General features: G+C 73.5%; 13 protein-coding genes. 6 read left to right on the top strand and 7 right to left on the bottom strand.

Translation table 11 applies throughout. The features are described from left to right. Positions 1–21: 21 nt before the first annotated feature. Positions 22–1,242 carry an MFS transporter gene (locus tag ACIRPK_RS19930; RefSeq protein ID WP_403040569.1) on the bottom strand — a complete coding sequence of 407 codons (1,221 nt, stop codon included), beginning with the start codon at positions 1,240–1,242 and terminating at the stop codon, positions 22–24. Between the two features lie 93 nt (positions 1,243–1,335). Here ACIRPK_RS19930 and ACIRPK_RS19935 point away from each other — a divergent pair, with 93 nt between their 5' ends. The 5 genes from ACIRPK_RS19935 (at position 1,336) to ACIRPK_RS19955 (ending at position 5,963) form a co-directional block, all read left to right on the top strand. After that, a complete protein-coding gene (locus ACIRPK_RS19935; protein ID WP_403040651.1) occupies positions 1,336–1,785 on the top strand; it encodes a MarR family winged helix-turn-helix transcriptional regulator in 450 nt (149 codons plus the stop codon). Between the two features lie 214 nt (positions 1,786–1,999). After that, the gene (locus ACIRPK_RS19940) at positions 2,000–2,962 is read left to right on the top strand and encodes a polysaccharide deacetylase family protein (RefSeq protein ID WP_403040570.1); all 963 of its coding nucleotides are present in this window, start codon (positions 2,000–2,002) and stop codon (positions 2,960–2,962) included. Positions 2,963–2,984: 22 nt separating this feature from the next. After that, positions 2,985–4,010 carry a GNAT family N-acetyltransferase gene (locus ACIRPK_RS19945; protein WP_403040571.1) on the top strand — a complete coding sequence of 342 codons (1,026 nt, stop codon included), beginning with the start codon at positions 2,985–2,987 and terminating at the stop codon, positions 4,008–4,010. A 118-nt stretch (positions 4,011–4,128) separates the two neighbouring features. After that, on the top strand, positions 4,129–5,289 hold the full coding sequence (locus ACIRPK_RS19950) for an adenosine deaminase (protein ID WP_403040572.1): 1,161 nt from the start codon (positions 4,129–4,131) through the stop codon (positions 5,287–5,289). 209 nt (positions 5,290–5,498) lie between these two features. After that, a complete protein-coding gene (locus ACIRPK_RS19955; protein WP_403040573.1) occupies positions 5,499–5,963 on the top strand; it encodes a hypothetical protein in 465 nt (154 codons plus the stop codon). A 94-nt stretch (positions 5,964–6,057) separates the two neighbouring features. Here ACIRPK_RS19955 and ACIRPK_RS19960 read toward each other — a convergent pair whose 3' ends face one another. The 5 genes from ACIRPK_RS19960 to ACIRPK_RS19980 all read right to left on the bottom strand — a co-directional run bounded on the left by ACIRPK_RS19960 (position 6,058) and on the right by ACIRPK_RS19980 (position 9,555). Continuing rightward, on the bottom strand, positions 6,058–6,240 hold the full coding sequence (locus ACIRPK_RS19960; RefSeq protein ID WP_403040652.1) for a PspC domain-containing protein: 183 nt from the start codon (positions 6,238–6,240) through the stop codon (positions 6,058–6,060). A gap of 185 nt (positions 6,241–6,425) precedes the next feature. After that, a complete protein-coding gene (locus ACIRPK_RS19965) occupies positions 6,426–6,989 on the bottom strand; it encodes a VanZ family protein (protein ID WP_403040574.1) in 564 nt (187 codons plus the stop codon). Between the two features lie 70 nt (positions 6,990–7,059). Further along, positions 7,060–7,359, bottom strand: coding sequence for a hypothetical protein (locus ACIRPK_RS19970; protein WP_403040575.1), 300 nt, complete (start codon positions 7,357–7,359; stop codon positions 7,060–7,062). Beyond that, complete coding sequence (locus ACIRPK_RS19975; RefSeq protein ID WP_403040576.1) at positions 7,356–8,852, bottom strand: ATP-binding protein; 1,497 nt, start codon at positions 8,850–8,852, stop codon at positions 7,356–7,358. The genes ACIRPK_RS19970 and ACIRPK_RS19975 overlap by 4 nt, the downstream gene beginning before the upstream one ends. A gap of 25 nt (positions 8,853–8,877) precedes the next feature. Next, positions 8,878–9,555, bottom strand: a complete 678-nt coding sequence (locus ACIRPK_RS19980; protein WP_057231105.1) for a response regulator transcription factor — start codon at positions 9,553–9,555, stop codon at positions 8,878–8,880. 236 nt (positions 9,556–9,791) lie between these two features. Between ACIRPK_RS19980 and ACIRPK_RS19985 the strand changes: the two genes are divergently transcribed. Next, complete coding sequence (locus tag ACIRPK_RS19985) at positions 9,792–10,709, top strand: SigE family RNA polymerase sigma factor (protein WP_403040577.1); 918 nt, start codon at positions 9,792–9,794, stop codon at positions 10,707–10,709. A gap of 142 nt (positions 10,710–10,851) precedes the next feature. On the opposite strand, the gene ACIRPK_RS19990 is transcribed toward ACIRPK_RS19985, so the two are convergent. Further along, positions 10,852–11,481: an ATP-binding protein gene (locus tag ACIRPK_RS19990; RefSeq protein WP_403040653.1), complete on the bottom strand. Its 630-nt coding sequence runs from the start codon at positions 11,479–11,481 to the stop codon at positions 10,852–10,854. Positions 11,482–11,586: the final 105 nt, after the last annotated feature.

Here is an 11,586-nt window from a genome sequence, read left to right on the forward strand (position 1 = left end):
GCCACGGCCCCGCGCCGTCCGTCACGCCGCCGCGCCGAGGCGGACCGGCGCGGCGGTCCGCCGCTCCAGCACGGCGGAGAGCACCGCCAGCAGCAGGGCCGAGCCGGTGAGCGCGGCGCCGACCAGGTTCGGCGCGGTGTAGCCGTAGCCGGCCGAGATGACCACGCCGCCGAGCCAGGCGGCGAGGGCGTTGCCGAGGTTGAAGGCGCCGATGTTGACGGCGGAGGCCAGGGTCGGGGCCTGGGCGGTCTGGTCCAGCACCCGCTTCTGCAGCGGGGGGACGGTGGCGAAGCCGAAGAAGCCGAGCAGCGGCACGGTGACCACGGCCGCCGGCTGGCTGTGCGCGGTGAAGGTGAACGCCAGCAGGGTCAGGCTGAGCAGGCCGAGCGAGACGTACAGCAGCGGCATCAGGGCCCGGTCGGCGAATCGGCCGCCGACCAGGTTGCCGATCACCATGCCGAGGCCGAACAGCACCAGCAGCCAGGTGACCGAGGAGTCGGCGAAGCCGGCCGGGCCGGTCATCATCGGCGCGATGTAGGTGATGGCGGCGAACACCCCGCCGAAGCCGAGCACCGTCATCGCCATCGCCAGGCCGACCTGGACGTTGCGGAAGGCGGACAGCTCCTGGCGCAGCCGGGCGGCCACCCGGGGGCGCGGCAGCTCGGGGACGAGCAGTGCGATCCCGGCGATCCCGGCCACGCCGACGGCGGCGACCAGGGCGAAGGTGACCCGCCAGCCGAGCTGCTGGCCGATCAGGGTGCCGAGCGGGACGCCGACCACGTTGGCCACGGTGAGGCCGGTGAACATGGTGGCGATCGCGCCCGCCTTGCGGTCGGGGGCGACCAGTTCGGCGGCGAGCACCGCGCCGATGCCGAAGAAGGCGCCGTGCGCGAGCGAGGTCACCACCCGTCCGGCGATCAGTAGTTCGAAGCTCGGCGTGACGGCGGAGAGCAGGTTGCCGATCACGAACACGCCCATCAGCAGCATCAGCATCCGCTTGCGCGGGATCCGGGTGCCGAGCGCGGTGAGCAGTGGGGCGCCGACCACCACGCCGAGCGCGTAGCCGGTGACCAGGATGCCGGCGGTCGGGATCGAGACGTCGAAGTCGGTCGCGATCTCTGGGAGCAGCCCGGTGATCACGAACTCGGTGGTACCGATGCCGAAGGCGCCGATGGCGAGGGCGAGCAGGGCCGGCAGGCTGCTGCGCGAGGTCCTCGAACTGGTTGCGGGAGCTGGTTGCATGCTTGAACAATAAATGCAGACGCTGGATACTTGCAAACGCGGGATATTTCGGTGGGTCGCTATCCTGGACCCGAGAGGCAGGAGGCCCCGGTGGTGCAGAGCGGTGAGCAGACGGTGGGACGCGGACTCGCGCAGGGCTGGTGCGCGCTGGCGGCGCTGCACGGCCGGATCGAGGCCAGGCTGGAGCGCGAGCTGCAGGCGGCGCACGGGCTGAGCGTGCGGGAGTTCTCGCTGCTGGACGTGTTGAGCCGTCAGCACTCGGGCGAGGGGGGTCACCTGCGGATGGGCGAGGTGGCCGAGGCGGTGGTGCTCAGCCAGAGCGCGACCACCCGGCTGGTCTCCCGGCTGGAGGACCGCGGCCTGCTGTCCCGCTACCTCTGCCCGACCGACCGCCGCGGCATCTACACCGAGGTCTCGCCGGCCGGTCTGGACCTGCTCGAACAGGCGCGCCCCACCAACGGCGCGGCGCTCGACGCGGCGCTCGGTGAGGCGGCCGGGCGGCCGGAGCTGGCCCCGTTGGTCGAGGTGGTCCGGGGTCGGTAGCCCGTACCGCCCGGTAGTCGTCCGCACAGGGTCTTCACCGATCCGGCCGGGCTGCGGCCGGGGGTCGGCCGGTTCGTTCCCGCACCTCAGTGCGGGGCGTCGGAATCCGGCCAGGAGCGGGTCAACTTCCCGAACTTATACCGCTCTTTACCAAATTGAGGGATATTGATGGGGGCCTGCAGGCACGGCTGCACGGAACGAACCAGGGGGAATCGTGTCGGAGCAGGACACGGCCGCGCGCATCGCCGGCGGTGCGACGGGTGAGACCCGGCGGGACCGGTTGGACCGGTTGCTGCGGCGCTCGCCGCTCCAGCCGTTCTTCCGGGCCCGGGCCGCGCACCGGCTCTCGGTGCTCGCCTACCACGGGGTGGACGACCCGGTGAGCTTCGCCGCCCAGATGGAGCGGCTGACCAGGAGCGCCAGCCCGGTCACCCTCGACACCGTCGAACGGGCCGTCACCGAGGGGCGCCCGCTGCCGCCGCGCAGCGTGCTGGTCACCTTCGACGACGGCGACCGGACGCTGCTCACCCGGGGCCTGTCGGTACTCGCCCGGCACGGGGTGCCGGCCGCCGCCTTCGTGGTGGCCGGGCTGGTCGACGGGGACCAGCCGTTCTGGTGGCGGGAGGCCGCCGAGCTGGCCGCGCAGGGCGGCACCGCCGGCCCGCTGGCCGGGGTGCCGGCCGGGGCCGTGGTACGCCGTCTGAAGCTGCTCCCGGATCTCGAACGACAGGCCGCGCTCGACGAGTTGCGGGCCACCGCGGCCCGGCCGGCGGCCCGTCAGCAGCAGCTGGCCGCGAGGGAGTTGCCGGAGCTGGCAGCCGCCGGGGTGGCGATCGGCAACCACACCCTTGGGCACCCCTGCCTGGACCGCTGCGCGCCCGCCGTGGTGCGCACCGAGATCGAGCAGGCACACCGGCTGCTGACCGGCTGGCTGGGCGCGGCTCCGACCGCGTTCGCCTACCCGAACGGGAACTTCGACCCGGGCGCCGACACCGTGCTGCGCGAGCTGGGCTACCGGCTCGGCTTCCTCTTCGACCACCGGCAGGACGCGCTGCTGCCGCCGAACCCGCTGCGGATCAGCCGACTTCGGGTGAACTCCGACACCACCCGGGCCCGGTTCGACACAATCCTCTCGGGGCTGCACCCGGCCGTGCACCGACTGCGCGGCGGCTGCTGAGCGGGAGCTGAGGGGGGCGGGCATGGTCGAGCGGTACACACCCGACCAGCTGACACCGGAACTGGTGGACGGCTGGAGGGAGTTGGTGGCGGAGCTGGGTGAGCGCGGGTCGTGGTTCCTGACCCCCGACTGGGTGCTGTCCTGGTGGGAGACGCTCGGCGGGCGCGGCCCGGCCGAGATCGTGGTCTGGCGGGGCGAGGGCGGTGCGGTGCAGGCCGTGCTGCCGCTGGTCCGCACCAGGCTGCGGCTGCATCCGCGGCTCCCGTTCACGGTCGGCTGCCGGACGCCGCTCGGCGCCGGTCCCGGCGCCGCCGACCACGGCGGCTTCGCGGTGGCGCCCGGCCGGGCGGCCGAGGTCCGGGCCTGGCTGACCGAGCTGGCCGGGCGCGAGACGCTCTGGTTCCCCGACGTCGACCCGCTGCTCGGCGAGCTGCTGCCGGCCGCCCGGCGCGAGGTGTCCAGGCAGTCCTGCCCCCGGGCCGACCTGACCGGGGGAGCCGAGGCGCTGGGCTCCCGGCAGTTCCGGGCCGACCTGCGCCGGTACGGGCGCAAGCTGGCCGCCGCCGGGGTGACCTTCCGCTGGGTGCCGCCGGGCGAGGCCCCGCCCGGGCTGCTGGACACCGTGGTGCGGCTGCACCGGCTCCGCCGGAACGCGCTGGGCCGGGGCACCACCTTCGACCACCGGCGGCTGCCGCTGCACACCCGGCTGCTGGAGCGGGCCCGGCCCGGCGCCGGGCCCGCCTTCCTGCTCGCCGAGCACGAGGGGGAGGTGGTCGGCGGCCTGTACGGCTTCCTCTGGGGCGACACCTTCGCCTACTACCAGATCGGCTGGGACCCGGCCTGGGCGCCGCTGCGGCTCGGCACCGCGATCATCGCCGAGGCCGTCCGGGCCTGCGCGGAGCGGAAGTTGACCACCTTCGACTTCCTCCGCGGCACCGAGCCGTACAAGTACCGGTTTGACGCGGCGGACCGCGCGGACCTGAGCTGGCTGGTCCCGCACGGGCTGTCCGGCGCGCTGCTCGGGCTCAAGCACCGGCTGAAGGGCTGAGGGGTTGCCGGGCTGACCGGTCGCCGGGTGGGCCGACCGGCCCAACCGGCGCTCCCCGGGCGGGGGAAAGTGATGCACCGCATGGTGAATCTACGCGCGTAGGGGCTACACTCCCGCAATGGAGAAGCAGATCCCTGTTACCGCGGGCACCACAGGCCCCCGCATCCCCGACGCCGCCCAGATCGCCCGCGCCCCGAAGGTGCTCCTGCACGACCACCTCGACGGCGGGCTGCGCCCGGAGACCATCGTCGAGCTGGCCGCGGCCTGCGGTTACGAGGGTCTCCCCACCACCGACCCGGTCAAGCTCGGGGTCTGGTTCCGGGAGGCGGCCGACTCCGGCTCGCTGGTCCGTTACCTGGAGACCTTCGCGCACACCTGCGCCGTGATGCAGACCCGCGAGGCGCTGGTCAAGGTCGCCGCCGACTGCGCCGAGGACCTGGCCGCCGACGGTGTGGTCTACGCCGAGGTGCGGTACGCCCCGGAGCAGCACCTGGAGCAGGGCCTGACCCTCGACCAGGTGGTCGAGGCGGTCAACGAGGGCTTCCGGCTCGGCGAGGCGAACGCCCGCGCGGCCGGCCACCGGATCCGGGTCGGCACCCTGCTCACCGCGATGCGGCACGCCGCCCGGTCCCAGGAGATCGCCGAACTGGCCAACCGCTACCGGGACCAGGGCGTGGTCGGCTTCGACATCGCCGGCGCCGAGGCGGGCCACCCGCCCACCCGGCACCAGGGCGCCTTCGACTACCTCAAGGGCGAGAACAACCACTTCACCATCCACGCCGGCGAGGCCTTCGGCCTGCCGTCGATCTGGGAGGCCCTGCAGTGCTGCGGCGCCGACCGGCTCGGCCACGGCGTCCGGATCATCGACGACATCACGGTGCACGAGGACGGCACCGTCGAGCTCGGCCGGCTGGCCGCGTACGTGCGCGACAAGCGGGTCCCGCTGGAGATGTGCCCGACCTCCAACCTGCAGACGGCGGCGGCGACTTCGTACGCCGAGCACCCGATCGGTCTGCTCAGCCGGCTGAAGTTCCGGGTCACCGTGAACACCGACAACCGGCTGATGAGCGGCACCAGCATGAGCCAGGAGTTCGGCCACCTGGTGGACGCCTTCGGGTACACCCTGGGCGACCTGGAGTGGTTCACCGTGAACGCGATGAAGTCCGCGTTCCTGCCGTTCGACGAGCGGCTCGCGATGATCAACGACGTGATCAAGCCTGGCTACGCCGAGCTGAAGGCGGAGTGGCTGTTCAGCACGGGTGCGGGCGCCGGCGCCTGACCGTCCGTCGTGCGGTACCCGACGAGCGCGAGGTCTTCGCCGTGACCTCGCGCTCATCTGACTATTCAGCCGGGAGAGTTAACCGCCTTTGATCTGCGTGCGACGTTGTCACTACGGTGTGCCAGTCAGAGCTGACACGGCGTAGCGGTGGGTGTCTCCGGACTCCCGCCCGCGACGTCGGCCACCGACGAGGACACGAGGACCAACTCATGAAGCAGGCCACTCTGAAGGCTGCCGGGACCGCCGCGCTCGGCGTCGCGCTCGCGGCTGCGGCTGCCGGTTCCGCCTCCGCCGCCACGCCCGGTGGGCTCGGCCTCCCGACCGGAGCGCTCGCCCACTCGGGTGCGCTGACCGGAGCGGCCACCAGCACCGTCAGCCAGCTGCCCGCCACCGCGCCGGTGACCCAGGCGGTCGGCAACCTCAACCCGGACGTGGCCGCCCCGGTGGCGCAGGCCCCGGAGTCCGCCCAGCCGATGACCGCGCCGGTCACCGAGCACACCGCCCCGATGACCGACGAGGCCACCGCCCCGGTCGCCGAGGCCGCCACCCCGCGTGGCCTGCCGCTCCCGGTGCCCGGCGCCGAGGGCCTGACCCAGGCGCCCGGCGTCAGCACCGTGACCGGTGCGCTCGGCGGCGGCCTGCCCGGTGGCGGCGCCCTGCCGGGCCTGGGCTGACCCGCCCCGAAACGGCCGAAGGGCCGCCTCCCCGCACGCGGCGGGGGAGGCGGCCCTTCGGGCTGTCCGGACCGGCTGCCCGGTCCGGGCCGGGTCACGGCTCCTGGGGGAGGATCAGCCAGAGCGCCAGGTAGATCAGGAACTGCGGTCCGGGCAGCAGGCAGGACACCAGGAAGATGATCCTGACCGTCCAGGGGGCGAGCCCGAAGCGCTTCGCGATGCCGGCGCAGACGCCGGCGATGACGCGGTGGTGTCGGGGGCGGGCGAGTGCGCTCATGATCAGCTCCGGTTGGTCGCCCCGGCCGGTCTCTCCGGTGGGCATGTGTCCATCCTCGGCGACGGACCGGGCGGAATCCTCCGTCCTGGTGCCGATCCCGGACCCCGGCTCTCTCACCGCTCCGAGGTACCCGTGGCTCAGGGTTGTCCTCGGGGTAACCCTGACCCGCCCCGGCCCGCAGGGGCTCAGCGCTGCGCGGAACTACCTTGCGGGGCAAGCGAGTTGAGCGGCCCCCGGGGTCGGACGGCGGCCCGCTCGCGGCCCGGCCGGGGGGTGGCGTGCCCGACCAGGCGGGCCCGGGCGAACGGCACCACCACCAGGTGGCAGACGACCACGCCGAGGATGCCGAGCACGATGTCGTCCACGTTCAGCACATGGCCGGGGGCCCAGCCCTTGAGGATCTCCAGCGCGGTGGCGATCAGCGCCGAGCAGCCCGCCGTCCGCAGCAGCGAGGGCAGCCAGCCGACCCGCAGCCGGCCGTCGGCCAGCGGCAGCAGGACGCCCAGCGGCGCCAGCGGCAGCAGGCCGCCGGCCAGCTGGCGCAGCCCGTCCGGTCCGCCGGCCGAGAAGGCCAGCCGGACCGAGGCGAACGGCGTCAGATTGGCGGGCGAGGTCCAGCCGACCGCGAGCGGCCGCAGGATCAGCCAGCCGATCAGGCCCAGATAGCCGGCCAGCAGCAGGATGCCCGGCAGCCGCAGCCGGGGCGACACCTCCGGCGCGGGGTGCGAGGGGTTCGCCTGGTCCGTCACACCGGCAGGGACGCGGGCCGGCGGGCGGACGGTTCCCGTCCGCCCGCCCCCGGCGGTCAGGGCGGGCCGGTCAGGGGCAGCTGGTCGCGCTCGGCGCCGCGCTGCTCGGGGAGGCGCTGAACAGCACCGCGGGCGACTTCGACGCCGGGCCTGCGGTCGGCCGGGCGGTCGGCAGCGCGGTGGGCTGCGCGCTCGGCGGCACCGGGGTCGGCTCGGCCGCCTCCGGCACCCGGACCGGGGTCGGGCAGGCGGTCCGGCTGGCGGGCGCGCCCGCGTCCACCGGGACGGCCGTCGGCCGGATTCCGCAGCCGACGGCGGTGGTCAGCGCGGCGCCCAGCAGGGCGGCGGTCAGCAGGCGACGTACCGTCACTTCGGGCCCTCCTGGCTGGTCGGGGCGGGCTGGTCGACCGGCAGGGTCAGGGTGAAGACCGCACCGGTCGGCCCGTTCGCCGCGGTGATCGAGCCGCCGTGGATCTGGGCGTTGGCCATCGCGATCGACAGGCCGAGCCCGCTGCCCTCGGACCTGGCCCGGCCCTTGTCGGCCTTGTAGAACCGGTCGAAGACGTGTGGCAGTACGTCCTCCGGGATGCCGGGGCCGCTGTCCGAGACCTCCACCACCACGGTCTCGTCGATCTGTCGGACCTTCACCCGGACCGGCGAGCCGCCGTGCTTGAGCGCGTTGCCGATCAGGTTGGCGAAGACCACGTCCAGGCGCCGGGGGTCGACCACCGCGAGCACCCCGCGCGGGGCGTCCAGCTCGACCGCGTCGTACCAGGCCCGGCCGTCGATGCAGGACATGATCAGGTCGGCGATGTCCACCTCGTCGGCGACCAGCTTGGCGGTGCCCGCGTCGAACCTGGTCACCTCCATCAGGTTCTCCACCAGGTCGGACAGCCGACGGGTCTCGCTGACCACCAGCCGGACGGCCGGTTCGATCATCGGGTCCAGCGACTCCGCCTCGTCCTCCAGGATGTCGGTCACCGCGGTCATCGCGGTCAGCGGCGTCCGCAGCTCGTGCGACATGTCGGCGACGAACCGGCGGCTCTGCGCCTCCCGGGCGCTCAGCTCGGCCACCTGACCGGCCAGCGACTCCGCGGTGCGGTTGAACGTCCGTGCCAGCTCGGCGAGTTCGTCCGCGCCCTCGACCTCGAGCCGGGTGTCCAGATGCCCCTCGCCGAGCTGCCTGGCCGCCTCGCCGAGCCGCTTCACCGGCCGCAGCACGGTGGCTGCGGCGGCCTGCGCGATCAGCGCCGAGCCGATCAGCGCCAGCAGGGTGGCGATCGCCAGCGACCAGCCGAGGGTGTTCAGGTCGGCCCGCTCGTTCTCCAGCGACTTGAACATGTACGCGGTCGGCCCGGTCGGCACCACCCGGGTGCCGCCGACCAGGTAGGGGCCGTCCAGGTTCACCCGCTGCCAGTAGAGGTGGTAGGCGAACGGATTGCCCTGGCCGACCTCGCGCGGAGTGTCCACCGTGCCGCGCAGCGAGGCCGGGACCTGGGCCGCGGTGAACCGGGACGGGTCCGAGGAGGCCACGCAGTCGGGCAGCCCGGGCGCCACCACGACCACCGCGTAGCTCAGCCCGGAGCTGGCCACCTGGGAGGCCAGGTAGGCCAGTTGGTTGCAGCTCGGGTCGAGCGGCAGGGCCGAGACGTTCCGGCTCAGCGAGTTCCGGAAGTCGTTCAGCGCGGTGTCCTGGGCGCGCTTGAGCACCGCGTCCCGGTTCAGCCAGTAGGCGATGCCGGAGGCCGAGACCGCGGTGGTCAGCGCGACCACCGCGAAGACCGCGATCAGCCGGACCCGGAGCGAGCGCAGGCGCCGCCCCCGCCCCGGGCGCGGACGGGGCGGGGTCTTGAGGTCAGTCAACGGAGCAGCTCACCATCGTCAGGGATCAGGCCGGCGGGTCGAGCCGGTAGCCGACCCCGCGCACGGTGCGGATCAGGGTCGGGGCGGAGGGGACGTCCTCGACCTTGGCCCGCAGCCGCTGCACGCAGGCGTCCACCAGCCGGGAGTCGCCGAGGTAGTCGTGCTCCCAGACCAGCCGGAGCAGCTGCTGGCGGGAGAGCGCCTGCCCGGGGCGGCGGCTCAGCTCCAGCAGCAGCCGCAGCTCGGTGGGCGTGAGCTGGAGGTCCTCGCCGTCCTTGGTGACGGTCATCGCGGAGCGGTCGATCACCACGCTGCCGTACGCCGAGGAGTCGGAGTTCTCCCGCTCGCCGCGCCGCAGCACGGCCCGGATCCGGGCGTCCAGCACCCGGGGCTGGACCGGCTTGACCACGTAGTCGTCCGCGCCCGACTCCAGGCCGACCACCACGTCGATGTCGTCCGAGCGGGCCGTCAGCAGGATGATCGGCAGCTGGTCGGTGCGCCGGATCCGGCGGCACACCTCGAAACCGTCGATGCCGGGCAGCATCACGTCGAGCACGATCAGGTCGGGACGCTGCTCCTTGAAGAGCTTCAGGCCGTCCTCGCCCGAGGCAGCGGCGGCCACGCGGTGGCCCTGGCGGGTGAGAGCGAGTTCGAGGCCGGTCCGGATGGCGTCGTCGTCCTCGATCAGAAGGAGGAAAGGCACGGGCTCATTCTGGCCCAAGTGGGGCCACTGTTCACCCACCAGGTCCAGCCCTGCACTTCCTCTGCAACCGGAACCCCCGGTTCTGGCGTCCGGGCTCCGGGGGCCGAAGGTCCCGGCGCCTGTGACAGCCCTGTGACAGTCAGCGGACACCCCCATCACAACGCACCGGCAGGATTTCCCTTGTCGCCGCAGTACCGGGCGGCGGAACCGCAGGTACCGACCCATGGGGGTGCACGATGAACGCCACGCTCAAGACCCGCAGCAACGCGGCCGTCCACAACGCGCGTTCGTCTCGCACGCACTTCGAGGTACGGACCGACGAGACCTCCGGTGCCGTGATCGTACGGGGGTGCGCACACAGCACCGGATCCCGCCGCCTCGGTGGCGGGAGCAAGGGGGAGCTGTTCGGGATCGGTCGCATGGGGAGTGCGGCCGACTCCGCCTCGACCATGACGCTGCGGGGAGTCCTTCCCGCCCGCGTCGAGGGTCGGGAGAACACGGGGGGCACGGGGGGCACGGGGGAGAACCTGTCCGGTTCCGGCTCGGGGGAGCCGGCCGGACGGGAGGCCGCGGGTGCGACGCTGCTCAGGCTCGCACCGGCGACCGGGGAGCACACCGTCGCTCCGAACGACAACGTCGCCGAGTTCACCGCGTACGTCCGGGAGCGCCGGGCCTCGCTGTACGCCACCGCGTACCACCTGACCGGGGACCGCCACGCGGCCGAGGACCTGCTGCAGAGCGCGCTGTTCTCGACCTACCGGGCCTGGGACCGGATCACCGACAAGGCCGCGGTCGGGGGCTACCTCCGCCGCACCATGACCAACCTGCACATCTCCGCCTGGCGTCGCCGCAAGGTCGCCGAGTACCCGACCGAGGAGCTGCCGGAGACGGTCGGCGACACGGACGCGATGGGCGGCACCGAGCTGCGCGCGGTGCTCTGGCAGGCGCTGGCCAAGCTGCCGGAGAACCAGCGGACCATGCTGGTGCTCCGCTACTACGAGGGCCGCACCGACCCGGAGATCGCCGACATCCTGAACATCAGCGTCGGCACCGTGAAGAGCAGCATCTGGCGCGCCCTGCGCCGGCTGCGCGAGGACGACCAGCTGAACCGTACGGGCGACACCGTTTTCGCCTTCGGTGAGCTGGTCGCGTAACAGGACTCCCGTCGGGGGACGGGGCAGGTCGCGGACGTACGGCGGGTCGACTCGGGGGAGCGGCCGTCGTGGGGACGTGACCGGACAGGAAGGGCCCGGTGCCGGGGAGCGGCACCGGGCCCTTCCGGCTGTCCACGGGCCGTCAGGCGGGCTGCGGCTGCCGCCCGGCCACCGCACCGATCCGCTGCTCGGCCTCCGGCCCGGCGCAGGCGTACGCGCCCAGCCCGACCTGCCGGGCCACGATGCCGCGCTCGGCCCGCATCAGCCGCCAGCCGCGCCGCAGCAGGTACGGCACCGACTTGCGGGCCTCCCGGACGTCCCGGCGGAACCGCCGCCAGGCGGTGGTCAAGGGTCGGTTGCGCAGGCAGATCGCCGTGCCGAGCAGTCCCTCGGCCGCGCACTGCCCGACCAGTTCGGCGGCGAATATCCCCTCGGCGATGAAGGCCGGGGCACCCGCCAGGTCGAGCACATGGGTGCCGGCCCGGCCGTTGGCCGGGATCGAGTACACCGGGACCTCGGCCCGCCCGGTGCCGGTCAGCAGCCGGATCGCGGCCATCGCCTGCTCGCGGTGCCAGGAGAGCGGCGAGTCCCAGTCGGTGCCGCCGCCGTCCTCCTCGGTGAGCACGGGCAGGGTCGGGTCGTCGCCGTCCTTGTAGAAGTCGTCGAGCTGGAGCACCGGCAGACCGGTCCGCTCGGCCAGCGAGGACTTCCCCGATCCGGAGGGCCCGGACAACAGGACGACCAGGGCGGGTGCCGTCGGGGCGGGGTTCATGGGGGAGTCACTCACGAGACACCAGTCTGACGCATCAGGGGGCGATGCCGAAACAGACGGGACGTCAGCTTCCGTCACGAATCCCGGGGATCCGGCAGCCGCCGG

The organism is Kitasatospora sp. NPDC101801 (genome assembly GCF_044766665.1).
Classification (GTDB): Bacteria; Actinomycetota; Actinomycetes; order Streptomycetales; family Streptomycetaceae; genus Kitasatospora.